Genomic DNA, 17,902 nt, shown 5'->3' with positions numbered 1-17,902 from the left:
CCCAACTTTACGAATTTAATTATACACGATGTACGAATTAACAACACCCAAAAATCTATGATTGAACGATTTGTACGCTTGCCCTTGTTTGTTTCAGCGAGCCCTAGGCCCTACATCCTCGACAGTGAGCGGCCGTACAAAACCATCTAGGAAAGTCCCCTCAGCTTTCGGCAGCTCGCTTGTTTCCAATCGCATCGTTCCTGAATGACTCAAGATCAGGTTATCATAAACATTCGTGCCCACAGGCTGGTAAGCTTTACCGCCAGTCGAGATACAATCGGTATCATTTATGTTCACCAACGTATTGTTGTAAATCTGCACATGGTACGGCCGCCAGTGCCCGCGAAGAAGCTCGGTCCGCTGCTCGGCGGGCAGATCCCCCAGCGTCGCAGACATTTCTTTGCCCTCCTTCATCCACTTGACGGTGGGGTTCGTTCCGCCTTCAGGGCCGGCATCATGGGACCCGCCATCAAGCCTTATAACGCGGTCCGTCAGGCCTTCCATATAATTATTATAAATTTTATGGTCGTTCCCATAAATACGGAAGCCGCTCATCCCCGGCTTCTTCCCGTCGCCGAAGAAGAAGTTACCGTAAAAGTTGTTGCGATGGCCGTGCCTGGCGACGAATCCCCCATATGATTGGCGAACTGTATTATAGCGGATGGTATTGTCGCTGCTTTTCACCGAGATAATCTCATCTTCGCCATCGAAGCCGTCGAACAAATTATACTGGATCGTGGCATACGCAGGTGCCAAGGAAACGCTGGATAAACCAAGCCGGATCGCCTCTAATCCGTTCGTCACCCGCGGGCCGATATCGTGAAAATAGTTATATTCAATGACGTCATGCTGCGAAATCGTCTGTCCGGTATGTCCTTCCCCGTCATAAATGAGGACGGCGCCGAACGCTCGCTTGGGCCCAATGTCGTTGTAGGCAATCCGGTTATGGCTGCTCACGCCCTCCACCCGAATGAAATGGCGGTGCGTGCCATTGTCGGTAATCAGATTGGCGTCGTCATAAGGCGTCGGGCCGCTGTATACGTCCCCGTTCGGGTCGTAACGGCTGCCATACCGGCAACTGCCCGCGATGCCGTAGAGCCCCCACACAGGAACCTTATCCACAAGGAACCGGAACGGCTGACCAATTTCATTCAGGGCAAACGTGTTGCGCAAAATGGAAACATGGCTGGCGCTTTGCAATTGAATGCCCGGATGGACACCCGTCAGACTGCGGTGGGACAAGCCTCTGTCGATCAGCGACTGCTCGCTGGAGGCTGCACCTATGCCGCTATGAAAGGTAAGTCCGACAACTTCAATATAGCTGGAATTTTCAATATGGAGATAGCAGTCCCCTGTGATGATGGCTTTTCCCAAGTGAACCGCTTCAATCCGTATAGGCTGAAGCACTGACCCATGCTTATCCTTTATAACGAAAGGGCCGCTTTGTTCATACGACCCATTTTTCAATTCAATGACCGTTCCTGCCGTCGCTTCATCCAAGGCTTGCTGCAATTCCGCGGCCATGCCGACCTGGATATGCTCCAACTTTATCGCCTGCATATCTTTCATTCTCCTACACCTTCCTCATCTTGCTGTCTTAGAATACACGATGCTGCCAGCCCTGCAGCTTGGCAAGCGCCTCCACATAGTAATAGTCGCCGTAGATCAACGAGACATCGACATTGGCCTCTGCCGGCTTATGCCCCGTTCCTCCGTGCAGAATGCCCTCATGCTGCGGCTCATCGAAAGCGGCATAGTTCTCGGACAGGGAACGCAAAATCCGTTCAGCAGCTGAACGGTACTTGTGCCCGTCTTCCGCTCGAACGACGTAGGCAAGCTCAAGCAGCCCAGATGCCGCAATGCTCGCAGCGGACGTATCCCGTGGCGCCTCGGCCGCATCCGGCACCCGAAAATCCCAAGGCGGCACCATCTCGGCCGGCAACGAGCTGATGAAGTGATGGGCGACTTGCTGCGCAGCATGCAGGTACTTGATCTGCTTGGTGAAGCGGTACGTATTCGTCATGCCGTACAGGGCCCAAGCATTCCCCCGGGACCAGCAGGAGTCCGGCGCATAGCCTTGCCAGCCTTTGTATTCCAGCAATTCCCCTGTCAGCGGATCAAAGACAGCGACGTGACAAGTCGATCCATCCCCGCGGATCATATGCCTCAGCACCGTGTCCGCATGCGCGCAGGCGATTTGCGCAAAACGCGGATCTTCCAGCTCGTTCGAAGCCCAGAACAAGAGCGACAAGTTCATCATGCAGTCGATGATGGCCCATCCGGTCAAATCACGATTCCAAGCCCGCAGGAACTGCCCGGCCAGATTGAAGCGGCCGGCCAGAAAGTTGGCTGCCGCGAGCCCGCGTCGTCTGCCGTCCGGATCGCCGGTCAGTTTGTATTTGAGGACGGATGTCGGCAAATGCTGGAACCCGACATCATGATGGAAATGGTTGTCCTCGAGCAGATGACGTTCCATGCGGACATCCCAATCCCAGGCGGCAGCCTTATAGCGCTCTTCACCTGTCAGATCATAAAGAATCCACAACATTCCCGGCCAGAAACCGGAGATCCACTGATCCAGCTTCAAGCCGTCGTAAGCTCCCGATTTGGCGACATGCGGTGCAAGCTCTATACCTCGGCTTAGCATCCCATCCGCCTTGCGCTGTACGCCTTTCCACCAAGCTTCCAGAGCGGCGGATTCAATCCCCGTATGCTTTTCCATGTCCATGTTTCTCCTTTAATTATCCTTTAATCGCGCCAATTAAAGCGCCTTTGACGAAATATTTTTGCAAGAAGGGGTAGACGATCAGAACCGGTACGGTCGCGATAATAATGGTCGCATGCTTCAACGTTTCACCGATGATGGAGACCTCGCCCGAGCTTGCGCCGCTCGCCATGGAACTCGCCTCGTTCTGCAGCAGCAGCTCTCTGAGCACAAGCTGAAGCGGATAGAGCGAGCGATCTTGCAGGAAGATCAGCGCGTTAAACCAGGCGTTCCAGTGACTCACGCCGTAGTACAGCAACATGACGGCCACGACAGGCATACAGAGCGGAAGCATGATCCGAAATAGCACAACAAATTCATTCGCCCCATCCATCTTCGCGGATTCTTCCAGGCTGTCCGGGATCGCTTCGAAAGCGGTTTTCATCAAAATCAGATTGAAAGCGGAAATCGCCTGCGGAATGATGAGCGCCCATAACGTATTCGCCAAGCCGAGTCCTTTCACCGTAAAATAAAACGGGATCATACCGCCACTGAAAAACATCGTAAACACGACATACAGCATAAGGGGTCTCCGATACCCCAGACATTTGCGGGACAGTGCATAGGCGCCCAGCGAAGTCAGCAGAATGTTCAACGACAAGCCCACGACGACAATGATCATCGTATTGACATAGCCGTGCATAATGGTCCCGTTCTCGAACACCAATTTGTAGGCTTTGAGATTAAAATCAAGCGGCTTCCAAAGAATTCCGCTGTGCTGCATATACAGCGTAGGATCGCTTAAAGATGCGAACAGGACATACACGATCGGGTATATGGTAACCAGCGCGAGCACGGATAGCACCATATAGTTGCCGAGATCAAACGTCCATTCCCCCCATGATTTGCGATGCATCGTCATCCCCCTTACCACAGACTGGTATCGTTCAGCTTGCGGCTTAACCAGTTGGACCCGATTACAAGGGCAAAGTTAATGGCCGAATTGAATAGTCCCACAGCCGAGCTGAAGCTGTAATTGAATTCCTGCAGGCCCATGCGATACACATAAGAGCTGATCACATCAGCGGTGTCGTAAACGGTAGGATTATAGAGCAAAATAATTTTCTCCGACCCTACGTTCATCATGCGCCCCATCTCCAAAATCAATAAAATCACGATCGTGGGCATGATGCCCGGCAGCGTGATATGGAGCGTTTGCCTCCAGCGCCCTGCGCCGTCGATTTTCGCAGCCTCATACTGCTCCGTATCAATGCCGGCTAGTGCGGCCAGATAGATGATCGTGCCCCAACCAATATGCTGCCAAACACCGGAGGACACGTAAATCGCGCGGAAAAATTGGGATTCAAGCAGCAGCGAGAGCCGTTCGCCGCCCAGAAAAGCGATCACATCATTGACGAGCCCATTGCTTGCGGTGAATTCCTTGATCATGCCGCATACGACGACGAGCGAAACGAAATGCGGCATGTAGGTAATGGTTTGAATCGACCGTTTGAACATGGTCTTTTTAATTTCATTGAGCAGCAGCGCCAGGATGATGGGAGCCGGGAAGCCAAAAATCAGATCATACACGCTGATGAAGATCGTATTTTTTAGCGTCCGCCAGAAATAAATGCCTTCGAAAAAGGTTTTAAAATGTTCGAGCCCGGCCCACGGACTTCCGAGAATGCCAAGCCTTGGGGAGAAGTCCTTAAAGGCGATAATCGCCCCATACATAGGGACATAATGAAACGTCCCGAAAAACAAAAGAACAGGAAGCAGCATGAGATAGAGCAGTTTATTTTTCCGAATATCTTTCAGAATTGACATATCCCCTCCACTCCCTTCCGTATCCAAACCTTGGCGGCTTCTATCGCTTGTTATAGCGATCCAGCGAGTTCTGATAAATCTCTACCGCGCGATCAATGCCCAGCTTTTTAATTTGCTCGACGTATTTGTCGTAGTTTTCAAGCGCCTCTTTACCCATAATGAACTTCGAAAACATCTCTTCCTTATAGTTGCTTACATCGTTAACAATTTTGCCGAGCTCTTTGCTTTCATCGGCGGTAGGCGTAAGAAAGGCCGGTATCGTATGTTTAGCCGCGTCGGTATTCATCCATAATTTGACGGCTGCATCCTGCTGCGGGTATGTATTCCAGTTGCGTCGTTCATCCGCTTCATAAGGACCGTTCGGCTTCGTATACTGGGAGACCATCTGCTGCAAGCTGTATTTATCGTTTTTGACAATCTGATCGGTGTACTCAGGCTTCCCGTCTTTCATGACATAGCTTTCACCCTCGACGCCAAAGTTGAACAAGAGGCCGCCTTGCGTGCTGTAAGCGTAATCCAACCAGCGAACTGCGAGTTCCGGATTTTTCGTCGTGGCCGAAACCGCTTTGCTTGGACCTGGGTTGTATTTGAAATCCATCTGCCCGGTAAATGGCTTTTCGCCTTTTTTGAGGGTTGGATACGGCGAGCCCACCAGATTAAATTTCGGATCCTTCGTTTTCATGGCATCAAGCCATTTCCCCAGGCCTCCGCTCAGCAAGCCAACGGTTGCCCCGGTTTGACCGCCAAGTATTTTCGTATCCAGCGCTTTCCCGTCCGTCAAGGCAAAATCTTTATCAAACAATCCTTCGGCATACCATTTACGGAACAGGGCTAAGAAATCTTTATATTGCGGGTCGACAGGGCCATACTTGACTTTACCTGCGTCATCGAGATAGAACGTGTTCGACGTATGATAAGCGCCGATAAAGGCGTCGCGAATCTCGAAATTCCCGTTGACATATGTGACACTGAATGGCGCCGTTGCTCCCTTTTTGTCACGGAATGCCTTTAACGTCGTCTCCCATTCATCAATGGTCTCTGGCATCGGCAATTGCAGCTCATCCAACCAGTCTTTGCGAATGATCGGGCCCCGGAAAACAAGGCCGGAAGGGTTGCGAATCATCGGAAATACGTAATATTTGCCGCTGTCCGTCTTGATCATTTTGTCGAGCTCTTTATCCTCAGCCAGCTTTTTCTTCAAGTTCGGCGCATACTTATCGATGAGATCATTGAGCTCCAGAATGACTTTATCGTTAATCGCCTTCTCAGGGCCACCCGGGTAAGATCCCGCGCTTCTCCCCGTCCAATCATATTCAATAACATCCGGCAGCTTGTCAGCCACAATCATCAGATTAAATTGCTCCTTCATCTGCTGGTCGTTCGGGTGAATATATTTCACCTCAACGCCCGTTTCTTTGGCCAGCTGTTTGCCGAATGGCGTTTCAGCCAGGTTCTGATAAAACGTGATTGCATTATTGTTTAAACTTTCCCAGGATGTCAGCGTTTCTTTCGCATTCAGCGGGTAGACGGCCTTGGCTGCATCTGCCCCTGACGGACTCGCACTTTCCTTACTTGTGCTGACGGTCTCCGAGCAAGCGGAGAGCACCATGCTTGTGAACAGGAGGGCACTGAGTCCCGCAGCGCTGTAGGTACGATACTTGCTTTTCAATGGATTGCTTTCCATGTTATCCCCCATTTCCGTAGTTAAACCGTTGAATTCAACTGAAAACGCTTGCATGCTTCATTTTGCCGAATTTCCAGGAAAAAGACTATCTTCAATATCGAAACAGGTATGCAAAAACCGAAAGTTCCAGTTTTTGCATACCTGTTTCGTTTTTAAGTTACGGGCTGTCAGGTCCTACATCCGAAGCGCTAAGCGGCGCGCGGACGATGGCCGTCGAGGAGCTGAAATATTCATCTGCGCCGACATCGTTCGTTGAACGCGTTTGACCATCCATATCCTCAGTTACGTAAGAGTAACTGCCTACAGCGGCATTAACGGCTGCGCTGCTGGAAGTTAACTTCTGCAAGCCGTTAACCGTGGTGAACGATGGGGTGATGTTGCGAATTTCCGATGACGTTCTCGCACGATTATTTAACGTGCTGCCGTAGCCGATGTTTCCTTCAAATACGGCGTTCGACGTTTTCACTTCTTCGTATAGGGTGCCTGTGCTGTTGCGAACGATGTTATTAGCTACTCGGCTGTCTACCGGCGCTGACGTATAGCTTCTGCCGATGATAATGCCGAATGTGCTGTCAACGATGGTGTTATTCGTCACTTGCGCCCGGTACACGCGCCAGTGCTTGCTTAAATCCCCACTGCTGTAGTTGGTGGAATCCGATCCGCCATCCCAATCTCCGCCATCGAGATTAATCGGATCGAGCGTAAGCCCTTCGAAATAGTTGTTATAAATGCGATGATCCGTGCCATAGATGCGGAATCCACCTACACCGGATTTGCTCCCATTGCCCAAGAAGAAATTCCCGTAAAATTTATTGTTGTTGCCGTGCCTTGCCGTTACCTGCCCTTGCGAGTTTCGAATCGTATTGTAGCGAATCGTATTGCCGCTGCTTTTCACCGAAATGATTTCCGGGTCTCCATCGCTGTTCTCAAACAGATTGTTCTCTACCGTCGCGTTCCCGTTTAATAAGGATACGCCGGATAAGCCGAGGCGAATGCTCTCTTTGCCGTTGGTAATCCTTGGCGTGCTGTCATAGAAGTAGTTGCGATCGATAATCGTGTAGCGCGACATATACGTACTTCCATCGCCATCTACCGCGATAATCGGTCCTGGATCCGCTTTGGATACGAATTTATTCCGATCGATCCGATTGTTGTCGCTGTTGATGCCTCTGATTTTGACCCAATTGTTCGTAGCTCCGGTTTCATTCAGATTGAATTCATTGCGTGTCACGCGAATGTGGCTGGATTCATCCATTTTCACAGCATTGTTGCTTGCGCTGGTCGTTGTTGTAAATTTCAACCCCGAAATCGTCACATATGACGACTGATACAGACTGAAATAAGCCCCTCCGGATATAATCGCTTGCCCGCGGTTCACGGCCTTAATGACGATTTCTTGACCGTCCTCACCATGAATGTCGTTGACTGTAATAGGGCCGGATTGTGAATAAGTGCCATTCTCCAAATAAATGATCCTGCCGGGTACAGCCTGATTGATCGCGCTCTGCAGCTGAGCCGGAGTCGAAACCGTCACAGAATCCTCAGCAGGGGTGCCTCCCCCACTTCCATAAACCTCGACCTCCAAATAGCTGTTCCAAGCGTTCAATGAATTCCCATGACCAACGATTCGCACATATCTGGCGGACGCCACATCCGGGAAATCGAAGGTTTGGAGACCATCGACCAAGCTGCTGGTGACATTCGCTTGCCGGGTTGTGAACGTGGCATTGTCCGCCGAAGTCTGAATATCAAACGTGGAGGTGCGCGTAGATCCATTTAAAAAGGCAATTTTGACAAAAGCTACAGTTACACTGCCGCCAAGATCGAATTTGATCCATTGGCCGTCTCCGCTTGCTGACCAGCGGGTTCCCATATCGCCGTCAACCGTATTCGAAGGCACATTTCCATCGTCGGTACTTGCCGTCACGTTGGAACCCGAGATGGTGAATTTCGTGTCTGCTGCTGCAGCGAAGCCTGGAATCAAGCTCACCAACAAAAGAACACACAAAAGCATGGCTCCAGCATGTCTAAGCGACATCTTCATGTAACAAACACCGTCCTTTTCACTGAATATGATAAAACTTTCGAAGCGAAAGCGCTTACCAAAATACTTAAAGCGTTCCTCCCTCCCTTCCCTTCAAATTGTGTGTGTGAATCTCCGATGTCATGCTTATTGAACCTCATTTGGTTGCATTTGTGGATTAGCAAAACCGGGGATAACAAGCAGAAAATAAACTCCCGCCATAGCAATTTATCAAACGAACTGTCAAAAAAGAAAAACGCCCCGTTTCAGGGCGTTCCGTAAACTTGTCAACACTAAATCTTCTGATATTTTCCGGGTGTCATGCCTTCGAATTTTTTGAAAATGCGCAAGAACGTGCTCACATCGGCATAACCGACACGCCCGGCGACTTCGTTAATCGTCAGATTTTGCTCGGATAGCAGCGTCTTGGCCGCAGTCAATCGCGTTTGATTGATGAGATCCAGCAGTGTTTCTCCTGTGTGCTCTTTGAATATTTTGGACACGTAGGACGGCGTCAGCGAAAAGGATTCTCCGATCATGGAGATACTCAGGTTGACATCTCGAAAATGCGTCTGAATATAGCCGCGTATATCATCGATCAGATAGCTATGGTGATTTTTCTTGTCGGTTTGAATCCATTCGCAGACCTGCTCGAGTACCCGGTTCATATGCGTCATCATGTCCTGAACCGTGTCACAGTTGAGCAGCCGTTCCACATCCTCGGCATGAGCCTCGAAGCTTCGCTTGCTGATCGAGCTTACCTCATCGAGCGTTTTCAGCATCGTGCTTGCCAAATTAAACAGAAGACATCTCGCAAGTGGTACCGAAACAGGGTGAACCTCGAAATTCGCCTCGTAAATTTCGCCTAACAACGCCTGCGATTTGGACAAATTCCCCGTCTTTACATAGTACACGAGCTGTTGCTCAACGCTCAAAGGATAATAATAATTTCGGCTGGACCGCGCAGCCCGCATGCAGATCTCCTTATATTGAATCAACTGTCCGTTACCGCGTACGATGCGATGTTCCAGCGCTTCCATTGCTTCTTGATACGATTGCGAAATCCCGTAAACATCGTTGTGAACGCCGCTCAGGGCGATCGTCATTTCCGCATGAATATATTCCTTCATGAACGCTTGCGTTTGGCTGGCCATTCGAATTAAGGCCTTGTCCTCCTCCTCTTCCGAAGGAAAGGCTTTCAAATTAATGATGCAAGCGGTCAGCTCATTCACTTCCGTCGCATACACCGTTGCGTCCTCGCCCGCGAGCTCCTCAATCACATTACTCAGGATAAAATGAAACATCTGCGTCTTCTGCCCGCCGGAATCCTCCACATCCTGGGATTGCAACTTGCCGTAAGCATCAACATTGAAAAGCAGCACCGCAAACCGGTCCGAATGGAACTGAACGTTATGGGCGACGAACGACTCCTGAAGCGGAAGCTTCCTCTCCAATTGCCCCTTCAATAAACGCGTCAAAAAATGCGCTCTAATCGTATTATAATGCAACTTTAATAGCTTGCTGATTTCATCTTTCTCAATAAAAGTATGATGAAGCGCATACTGCAGAAACGAGTACTCATTCGACTTCCCATCAAAACGAAATCCCGACCGTTGCATCATGTTCTGCAGCAGCACTTGAATTGGCATATAATTTTTTTTCAAAAAAATAATCGTAACAAGGATGCCCATCATCAGTCCTAGTGCAATGCTCATCCAGGTAATGCCTTTTAAATATTCCATCTTTTCATTGAAGATATCCGCCGGGAGCACGGATACATACTTCCACCCCGTCAACTCTGATGTGATGTAAGATAGGGCAGCTGTATTTTGATTCATATCCGCATAAACGAGCCCTTTTTTCCCGAGCAAACGCGCTGAGGGCAAGTGATCTTGAAGCTCCTGTTTATCTTTGGACGCTGCAATAAAGCGATTATCTTTATCCAGAATCAGCACCGATGAATCATTGTATCGCGGAATGCTTTCCAGCAGCTTATTCTCATTGATCAAGAAGATCAGTATGGGGTACGGCTGAAGCGGATTATTCAGAACGAGCGAGCGGGCAAACATCACCCCGGACATCGGCATTCCATCGTTCCAATACGTCATTGGCGCATACTTGTATACATATTTTTGGTCAAAAAGTCGTCTCCACTCTTCAAAAGAAGTCCCCTGGCTCGGCCTCATGAGGGCATACAGCCCGCGGGAATCGGTGTGGTTGAACGTAGATACCACCGTATCGCTGTTCGCGTACATCACGTAAATTTGCTCAATATAGTCGTTTGCTCTTTGATACGTTCTTAGACTTTCGGCGATATTAAACAATTGATAATAATGATCGTCGGATAATGGCTTTTGTACATTCGTAAAAGAAGAGACATTTTTATTTAAGGCTACTTCCAAGCTTAATTGTTCCAACCCTTTTAACTTACTATCAATGGACATTTCGATCTGCGTGAGAAGCAGCTCGTTCGCCCGATTGATTTCCTTCTCCACCAAACTGTGAGTTGCAGAATACAGAATCAAACTAATGACAATAGGAACCAACAAGACCGACAAATACGATAACAGCCATGTGGCCTTGACGCTCCTATTATATTTCCGAAACTTCTGCAGCATGCGAATGACCTCCTGGCAATATTCCTTATAGAAGAACGATGACAAGTGAACATTCATTGGGCATGAGGGCATCCTTCATTATTCTTGATATGGGGATCATTGTAAATATTCAAAATGTAAAGTCGTCTGCATTTTGTGGAACGAGCAGTATGAAATAAGGTCAACCCCGCGTTCGGGGTTGACCTTGGTCTTATAGATCTTATTTATGCATTCAAATAACCTCTTTCCGTCTATACAAATACACATATAAAATGAAACTGGTTATCGAACATAATGCTGCACACAGTCCGATGAAGCCATAGCCGGCTTGAAGTCCACGAAGCAGGCTTGTAGACGAATCTTCCCCTGCAAGGTGTTTGACCAGTTCGATGACGCCCCCAATCAGATAATTTCCGATGACACTGCCTAGTCCCATCAAAGTTACCGTAAAGGTAATGGCTGTATCGCTGCCCTTTGGAAATCTGGTCGCAATAAAAGCCATCACGGTCGGATAAATTATGGCAATACCGATACCGGATGCAGCAAACAGGAAGGCAACACGTTCACCACCTACGACTGCAATACATGTACATAGTGCCGAAAACCCTGAAAAGATCATAAGTGATAGGACAAACCCGATTCGATCGGTTATCGGCCCCAGCAATAGCCTGGCTAGAGCGAAGCATAAGAAAAAGATAGACAGCATACCGGATGCTTGAACCGTATCCCAGTTATAGGCTTTCTCCAGGAAGTTAACGAGCCAGCCGCCAACGGCCATTTCTGAAACAACACCAAACGTAAGCACTAGCACCACTAGCCATAATACGCGATCTTTCAGTAGGTCCTTTAATGAAATACGGTCCTCATGTAAGATGTCATCTCCCGGAAACGTGCTAAACCAAGCAATCACAATGGGGATGATCGACAGTAGCAGCATAATCAGGTACATCCCACGCCAATCCAGAGTGTGACCGACAATCGTCACCTTCATCAGACCCGTGGCGATAAGTGGAGCAACCGTTGAACTTAAGCCGTAAAAACCATGCGTCATGTTCATCATCATTCCGGTATTTTTCAAGAAAATCTTGGCACTCAGAATAGCTAGACCAATCTCTAACATACCGTTGCCGATATACATGAAAAAATAGGATGCTGCGAACAACGGGTAATAATGGGAATAAAAAATGAGGATTCCGGATGCAGCCATGGACGCGAAAGCAGCGATGGTTACCCATTTGATCCCCCACATCTTGGTCAAATACGCAGTGAAGGAACAAGCTATCAAATACCCCAAGGCGTTCAGAGATAACAAAGTACCCAATTGGGCTTCACTTAACCTAAAATCAAACTGAATTCGCGGTATGGCCGGTCCTTTAATGTTTTCAGAGAATCCGAAGATGACGAACCCAATAAATATGGTCGCCATTTGCATCGCGTAAATCCGGTTGAATTTCCATGTCGTTTTTTTCACTTTTTTAACTCCTATGTTGTAATTGAACCTCAAGTAGCGCTCGGCGCAACTATTGCATTCGTAACTTCGGGCGAAGATTTCCTCCCCCCATGAGACAATTGAATAAAAGCAAAGGTGTGCGATTGGAAAATATCCAGTTAACAGCTCTTCTCTAAGCATCTCTAGTCATCGTGATCTTGCCGCTTCCATCCACGCCGCACATGGCGATCAATTTCCTAGCATACTGATGTGGTTCCTCGTCATATCTCCATTTTGCACGATTCGAGCACTTTCAATTGACAATTCACATGTACAATAGATATACTACTTTTTACTTGATTGCACAAGGATGATTGCTCTTGAAACCGAACTACAATTCGCAAAAATCTCTGTTTACCATCGGAAATATAAGCTTTATTACCGTACAACGCCCCCAAGGACATAAAATATCGTATTCCGAGGGCAGAAGCCAGCATTCGTTCATCTATACGTTCAGCGGCACCATGTGCTATAGCTTTGAAGACCCTGCCATTAGCGATATCGTGGCCCCTGCAAGACAATTAGTATTTCTTCCTTCGGGGACCCGTCACGCGAGTACTTATCTGGATACCGAGAATGGGGTCGGAATTGTACAATTTGATCTAATCGAAGGAAAGCTTCCTTATTACCTTGCCGCACCGACGCTGATTATATTTGATCATGCGGAAGAGATCTTCTCTTCTTTTCGTAAGAACTTGAAAGCCGGGACCGACGATAATGCGATATATTATTTTTATCGAATGTATGAATTGCTATGGCATCTCTCCAGGGAAATTCAGAACATTCCTTACAAGTTCAAGAAGCTGCAACCTGCCCTAAATGAAATGAATCTGAATTATGCCAACCATCGTAAGATCAGCTATTATGCGGATATGGCCGGAATGAGCGAGCCGGGATTTCGACGGCTTTTCATCCAATATACCGGATTATCTCCGATTGATTACCGCAATCAAATTCGACTCCAAGAAGCAAAAAAACTGCTTCGCAGCGGGGAATACCGCATTGACGAAGCAGCAGAAGCCGTAGGATTTAGCAATCTGTCTTTTTTTTGCCGATCTTACAAAAGGCTCTTCGGGCATAGCCCGGGAAAAGAGAAATAGTTGTTTGAAAAAATCGGCCCTTACTTCATACTTATTAAAGTTCTGTCCGCAACGAGTATGGGAGAATCGTATACTGGGATATTCTTAAATGTATAGATGTTGCCTTCTCTTCTCCATTGTGCTGCCGGTATTTCATAAACGCCACCCGTTATCATATCCACATAAACAGGATCATCAAAGTTTCCATTTTCAACACTAAATTCCAAACACTTCAATTCATTCTCTTCTCTTGGTATCGCATCATCCGCCCACATGGCATATAACTGCTTTTGTGTATCCTTATTTCGGTAGCCATATACGGAAATACTTCGGTCCGTATTGAGTGAATAGGCAGGGCGTGACCCTCTTGCAGCAATGTGATGGGTATGCTTTAACGTTGTCAATCTTTCCAAGGTATGGTCAAAGATCGAGGTTACATGTTGGATGGCATAATAAGCGATCTTTGGCCTTACGGCTCCATTATCGGAAGCAGATTCAACAATGCCTTTCGTATTTTTTCTTCTTATCGGGCCATTGCCGGAATAATTCATGTCAATAATGCCAAAAATGCTGCACTCGATATCGTTTCCAAGGTTCTCAAGCATTCTTCTTATATCCCACTTGGCTTGTGTTAATTCAGACCAGTTATAATCGGAGAGCGCGCCTCCTGTACCGCCTACGGAAGGCGCACCATTTTCACCTTGTCTCATGATCATTCCCGGAGCATATCGTTTTACGATTTGTCTCATCTTGTATACAGCAAGTTTATTGGCATCCGGATTATAAACATAGTCATGATAGGTTACATTGTGGAATAATCCAATCGCATTCTTCTCGTTCAAATAGGCAAAAAATCTTTCTACATAGTCAAGATCGATATGTCCTAAAGCAAGGGCTGAAATTCTTGCATGGGATTGAATGCGTTTAATAATGGCTGCTGTGCGAATATTAAAGTCAGCCGTAATTTCAGGCGTATTGACCAAGTTATCACTAAAGTTGGGTTCATTCCATACTTCCCAATCTTTCACCTTATCTTTATATCTTGTCACCATGGCCCCTACCCAATTCTCATAGGCTGCAAGTGCTTCTTGAGATAACGGCATGCCTGCTCCCAGATTTTCACCGCCGCCGCCGGGATAAATCGGATTGCCATATCCAGTACATAATACGTTCTGTCCGATTTTACTGTAGTCATGTATATTCTCTCCCTAACCCGTCAGTACCATCTCCACATGCAAGACAGCTTTACATCAAGCATACAGAGATATCCGTGGGCAGGTCAATGACAGATCCAATCTGTTTTTGCACGATTCGAGCATTGTGAATGATCTGTTCTAAACATCGAACCGAAATAAAAACTTTGGCAGATACAGCGCGCCGCGAACGTCGCGAGCTTGGTCCCTTTGTTCGGGGAGAACGATTCAATTGCTTTGATCACCCCGATTTGTACCTAGCTTGGCATTATTCTATATGCGATTGACATTTTTGTTTATTCGAATCCAAACAGGTGCGCTTTATAATAGAACGTAAAGAGACCAGCAATAGGTTGACGGAGACGGAAGTCATGACATGGAGGTATTTGCATGAACGAAATACTGAAAATTACAACAACTCGCTATCCGGAGTTAGAAGCATGTATTCCAGAAATTGAGGCAGCATTTGAGCTTATGCGCGTCTCTTTTAGCCAAGGCGGTAAGCTGCTATTATGCGGGAATGGCGGCAGTGCTGCAGATTGCGAACATGTTGTGGGAGAATTAATGAAGGGGTTTATGTCTAAACGGCTGCTTCCCGTATCAACCATTGAACGTTTTGAAACTGAATTTCCGGGAGAAGGCGCTTCGATTGCCACAAAGCTCCAAGGTGCCTTGCCAGCGATTTCCCTAGTCAGCCATTCCGCTTTTTTAACCGCATATGCCAATGATGTAGCTCCGGAAATGATTTATGCTCAGCAGGTGTATGGATATGGCCGCCCGGGAGATGTATTGATCGCTTTTAGTACTTCAGGGAATTCCGTAAATGTGCTTCGGGCTTTACAGGTCGCTAAACTGCTGGGGATGAAAACGATCGGCTTCGCGGGAATGAGCGGCGGCAAAATGAAAGCGCTGTGCGATGCTTCGATCTGCGTGCCATCGGAACATACCCCTAGTATTCAAGAAAGACATTTGCCCATCTACCATGCTTTATGCATGATGCTGGAGGAGGTGTTCTTTCCCTCATGACAGTCTTAGCTGCAATCGATATTGGCGGTACAAAATGCGCAGTAAGTTTAGGTGTTGTGGAGCAGAATAACATGGACATCATAGAAAAAATCCGTTTTCTCACACCTATAACTCCAGAAATTGCAATCCAAAAGATCATTTCCTCCTTAGAAATTTTGTTTGCCAAGTATCCCCAAAAAAGGGCTGCTGCAATTGGCATTAGCTGCGGTGGTCCACTGGACAGTCGGAAGGGCCTTATTCTCTCGCCGCCGAATTTGCCGGGCTGGGATCACGTTGATATCATTACTCCTTTTCAAGAACGCTTCGGCATTCCGGTCAGTTTGCAAAACGATGCGAATGCATGTGCATTAGCTGAATGGCACTGGGGTGCTGGCAAAGGCTGCAGGAACATGATTTTCCTTACTTTTGGTACAGGAATGGGAGCAGGATTGATTCTGAACGGACAGCTTTATAGCGGAACGAATGATATGGCTGGAGAGGTAGGGCATATCCGTTTAGAAGCGGATGGTCCACTCGGATATGGCAAAGCGGGCTCATTCGAAGGCTTTTGCAGCGGTGGTGGCATTGCGCAAATTGCGAGAAACATGGCATTAACCGCAATACAACAAGGGCAAGGCCCCTCCTATTGCAGGACATGGAAGGATCTAGAAGAGGTTACTGCACAAAAGGCAGGAGAAGCTGCACAAGCAGGAGACCTCACCGCTCTGCGTGTTTTTGATCTGGTAGGTCAACAATTAGGTCGAGGTTTGGCAATGTTAATTGACCTGCTCAACCCGGAACGAATTGTGATTGGCAGCATCTACGGCCGCCAAAGGGGAATCCTCGAGCCTATCGTAATGAACGTGCTGCGGCAAGAGGCATTGTCCATTTCCTTCAACGTGTGTGAGGTAGTTCCAGCTGGATTAGGTGAACAAGTTGGCGATTATGCCGGTTTGTCTGTCGCCATGGAACAAAAAAAAAGAGAAATGGGGAATTCGATTGATCATCGACCGATTGGATTATTGTCATTTGTACAGAGACCTGCACCCTAAATTCAACAGAGCCTTCACCTATTTAAAGGAAGCCCCGCTCATTACCATGCAGCCTGGCAAGTATGAGATTGAAGGTGATGATATTTTTCTACTGCTGCAGGAGTATCAAACAAAAAGCGAGGAAACTCAATTCTGGGAAGCCCACCATCGCTACATCGATATCCAATATATGGTTCAGGGCTCAGAACGGATGAGATATGCTTGTGTAGAGGAGCTGCAGCAAACGGAAGATTTCTTGGCAGAAAAAGACTACATCGTTTTAAAAGGAAACGGTCATGATTTTGTCGTGCAGGAGGGTGCCTTCGCCTTATTTCTTCCTCAAGATGCACATATGCCTTGCTTATATGACAAGCAGCCGGCACTCATAAAAAAGGCAGTTATTAAAGTAAAAAGGTAAGAAAGAAAGGAGAATCCCCATGCATAATAAAGAATTGCTGAATTGCCTCCGTAATGGACAACGCGTTTATGGGACACTGATCGTTTCGACTTCCCCCCGCTGGCCTACCGAAGTAAAAAAATTAAATCTCGACTTCGTTTTTATCGATACGGAGCACATGTCCATCGACCGGGACATGCTCTCCTGGATGTGCCGGACCTACTCTGCCCTCGGACTTGCGCCAATCGTGCGCATTCCGTCGCCGGACCCCTACGAAGCAAGTAAAGCTATGGATGCAGGAGCCGCCGGTATTGTAGCCCCCTATATCGAAACACCGGAGCAGGTGAAGGCGCTTCGCGGAGCCGTTAAGCTTCGGCCAATTAAGGGGAAGAAATTAAGCAATATGCTAAATGGAACCGACCTACCGGAGGAACCTCTGAAATCCTATCTGGAAGAGTTTAATGCTGGCAATATTCTGATTGTTAATATCGAAAGCGGGCCCGCTCTCGAGGCGCTAGATGAAATCCTGCAGATTCCTCAATTGGACGGTGTGTTAATCGGCCCCCACGATTTATCCTGCAGCCTGAATGTACCTGAGCAATACGACCATCCCGTATTTAAGGAAGCTGTCAGCACGATCATCCGTAAGGCAATAGCTGCTCATGTAGCTGCCGGTATCCATTATTTTTGGGGAGTTGAGCAGGAAATCGCTTGGGGGCAGGAAGGGTTAAACCTTTTCGTCCACGCCTCCGACATGACGGCTTTCACAGCCCAAATGTCTCGTGACATCAACGAAATGAAACAAAGACTGGGCGATCGATTAAACGAGAACGCAGATAACCGTATCCATATTTGATTTCAATCGAAAGGAGC

General features: G+C 47.7%; 15 protein-coding genes and 1 pseudogene. 5 read left to right on the top strand and 11 right to left on the bottom strand.

The features are described 5' to 3' along the window. Positions 1–93 precede the first annotated feature (93 nt). The 8 genes from ABE504_RS11170 to ABE504_RS11135 form a co-directional block, all read right to left on the bottom strand. The gene (locus ABE504_RS11170; RefSeq protein ID WP_430088124.1) at positions 94–1,560 is read right to left on the bottom strand and encodes a polysaccharide lyase 6 family protein; all 1,467 of its coding nucleotides are present in this window, start codon (positions 1,558–1,560) and stop codon (positions 94–96) included. Between the two features lie 37 nt (positions 1,561–1,597). After that, a complete protein-coding gene (locus ABE504_RS11165; RefSeq protein WP_430088122.1) occupies positions 1,598–2,722 on the bottom strand; it encodes a glycoside hydrolase family 88 protein in 1,125 nt (374 codons plus the stop codon). Positions 2,723–2,741: 19 nt separating this feature from the next. Next, positions 2,742–3,620, bottom strand: coding sequence for a carbohydrate ABC transporter permease (locus tag ABE504_RS11160; protein WP_430088120.1), 879 nt, complete (start codon positions 3,618–3,620; stop codon positions 2,742–2,744). An 11-nt stretch (positions 3,621–3,631) separates the two neighbouring features. Continuing rightward, positions 3,632–4,531: an ABC transporter permease gene (locus ABE504_RS11155; protein WP_430088119.1), complete on the bottom strand. Its 900-nt coding sequence runs from the start codon at positions 4,529–4,531 to the stop codon at positions 3,632–3,634. 40 nt (positions 4,532–4,571) lie between these two features. Further along, positions 4,572–6,215, bottom strand: coding sequence for an extracellular solute-binding protein (locus ABE504_RS11150; protein WP_430088117.1), 1,644 nt, complete (start codon positions 6,213–6,215; stop codon positions 4,572–4,574). 157 nt (positions 6,216–6,372) lie between these two features. Next, complete coding sequence (locus tag ABE504_RS11145) at positions 6,373–8,229, bottom strand: chondroitinase-B domain-containing protein (protein ID WP_430088689.1); 1,857 nt, start codon at positions 8,227–8,229, stop codon at positions 6,373–6,375. A gap of 302 nt (positions 8,230–8,531) precedes the next feature. Next, a complete protein-coding gene (locus tag ABE504_RS11140) occupies positions 8,532–10,856 on the bottom strand; it encodes a helix-turn-helix domain-containing protein (protein WP_430088115.1) in 2,325 nt (774 codons plus the stop codon). Positions 10,857–11,067: 211 nt separating this feature from the next. Further along, complete coding sequence (locus ABE504_RS11135) at positions 11,068–12,267, bottom strand: MFS transporter (protein WP_430088688.1); 1,200 nt, start codon at positions 12,265–12,267, stop codon at positions 11,068–11,070. A gap of 377 nt (positions 12,268–12,644) precedes the next feature. Between ABE504_RS11135 and ABE504_RS11130 the strand changes: the two genes are divergently transcribed. Beyond that, entirely contained in the window at positions 12,645–13,424 is a 780-nt protein-coding gene (locus ABE504_RS11130; protein ID WP_430088114.1) for a helix-turn-helix domain-containing protein, read from the top strand. A 20-nt stretch (positions 13,425–13,444) separates the two neighbouring features. Here ABE504_RS11130 and ABE504_RS11125 read toward each other — a convergent pair whose 3' ends face one another. The 3 genes and pseudogenes from ABE504_RS11125 to ABE504_RS11115 form a co-directional block, all read right to left on the bottom strand. Then, complete coding sequence (locus ABE504_RS11125; protein WP_430088112.1) at positions 13,445–14,506, bottom strand: hypothetical protein; 1,062 nt, start codon at positions 14,504–14,506, stop codon at positions 13,445–13,447. Beyond that, on the bottom strand, positions 14,461–14,598 hold the full coding sequence (locus ABE504_RS11120; protein ID WP_430088110.1) for a hypothetical protein: 138 nt from the start codon (positions 14,596–14,598) through the stop codon (positions 14,461–14,463). The genes ABE504_RS11125 and ABE504_RS11120 overlap by 46 nt, the downstream gene beginning before the upstream one ends. Positions 14,599–14,769: 171 nt before the next feature. Next, a pseudogene (locus tag ABE504_RS11115) lies at positions 14,770–14,847 on the bottom strand (RNA polymerase subunit sigma-70); the annotation flags it as partial. A 139-nt stretch (positions 14,848–14,986) separates the two neighbouring features. Here ABE504_RS11115 and ABE504_RS11110 point away from each other — a divergent pair. The 4 genes from ABE504_RS11110 to ABE504_RS11095 are packed head-to-tail and all read left to right on the top strand — an operon-like array spanning position 14,987 to position 17,885. After that, positions 14,987–15,622 (top strand): D-sedoheptulose-7-phosphate isomerase, encoded by a 636-nt coding sequence (locus ABE504_RS11110; protein WP_430088108.1) that lies wholly within the window; start codon positions 14,987–14,989, stop codon positions 15,620–15,622. After that, positions 15,619–16,653 carry an ROK family protein gene (locus ABE504_RS11105; RefSeq protein ID WP_430088106.1) on the top strand — a complete coding sequence of 345 codons (1,035 nt, stop codon included), beginning with the start codon at positions 15,619–15,621 and terminating at the stop codon, positions 16,651–16,653. Before ABE504_RS11110 ends, ABE504_RS11105 begins: the two co-directional genes overlap by 4 nt. Beyond that, complete coding sequence (locus tag ABE504_RS11100; protein WP_430088104.1) at positions 16,631–17,050, top strand: YhcH/YjgK/YiaL family protein; 420 nt, start codon at positions 16,631–16,633, stop codon at positions 17,048–17,050. Before ABE504_RS11105 ends, ABE504_RS11100 begins: the two co-directional genes overlap by 23 nt. Positions 17,051–17,069: 19 nt before the next feature. Then, entirely contained in the window at positions 17,070–17,885 is an 816-nt protein-coding gene (locus tag ABE504_RS11095; RefSeq protein WP_430088102.1) for an HpcH/HpaI aldolase family protein, read from the top strand. Positions 17,886–17,902 lie beyond the last annotated feature (17 nt).

The organism is Paenibacillus oryzisoli (assembly GCF_050467285.1).
Taxonomy (GTDB): Bacteria; Bacillota; Bacilli; order Paenibacillales; family NBRC-103111; genus Paenibacillus_E; species Paenibacillus_E oryzisoli_A.
The sequence above is the reverse complement of the archived record's forward strand: the minus strand, read 5'-3'. Positions and strand labels throughout refer to the sequence as shown.

Coding starts and splice junctions, on each gene's coding strand:
- ABE504_RS11170 (WP_430088124.1), bottom strand. CDS start 1,560: ATGCAGGCGATAAAGTTGGAGCATATCCAGGTCGGCATGGCCGCGGAA.
- ABE504_RS11165 (WP_430088122.1), bottom strand. CDS start 2,722: ATGGAAAAGCATACGGGGATTGAATCCGCCGCTCTGGAAGCTTGGTGG.
- ABE504_RS11160 (WP_430088120.1), bottom strand. CDS start 3,620: ATGCATCGCAAATCATGGGGGGAATGGACGTTTGATCTCGGCAACTAT.
- ABE504_RS11155 (WP_430088119.1), bottom strand. CDS start 4,531: ATGTCAATTCTGAAAGATATTCGGAAAAATAAACTGCTCTATCTCATG.
- ABE504_RS11150 (WP_430088117.1), bottom strand. CDS start 6,215: ATGGAAAGCAATCCATTGAAAAGCAAGTATCGTACCTACAGCGCTGCG.
- ABE504_RS11145 (WP_430088689.1), bottom strand. CDS start 8,229: ATGCTTTTGTGTGTTCTTTTGTTGGTGAGCTTGATTCCAGGCTTCGCT.
- ABE504_RS11140 (WP_430088115.1), bottom strand. CDS start 10,856: ATGCTGCAGAAGTTTCGGAAATATAATAGGAGCGTCAAGGCCACATGG.
- ABE504_RS11135 (WP_430088688.1), bottom strand. CDS start 12,267: ATGCAAATGGCGACCATATTTATTGGGTTCGTCATCTTCGGATTCTCT.
- ABE504_RS11125 (WP_430088112.1), bottom strand. CDS start 14,506: ATGCCGTTATCTCAAGAAGCACTTGCAGCCTATGAGAATTGGGTAGGG.
- ABE504_RS11120 (WP_430088110.1), bottom strand. CDS start 14,598: ATGACTACAGTAAAATCGGACAGAACGTATTATGTACTGGATATGGCA.
- ABE504_RS11110 (WP_430088108.1), top strand. CDS start 14,987: ATGAACGAAATACTGAAAATTACAACAACTCGCTATCCGGAGTTAGAA.
- ABE504_RS11105 (WP_430088106.1), top strand. CDS start 15,619: ATGACAGTCTTAGCTGCAATCGATATTGGCGGTACAAAATGCGCAGTA.
- ABE504_RS11095 (WP_430088102.1), top strand. CDS start 17,070: ATGCATAATAAAGAATTGCTGAATTGCCTCCGTAATGGACAACGCGTT.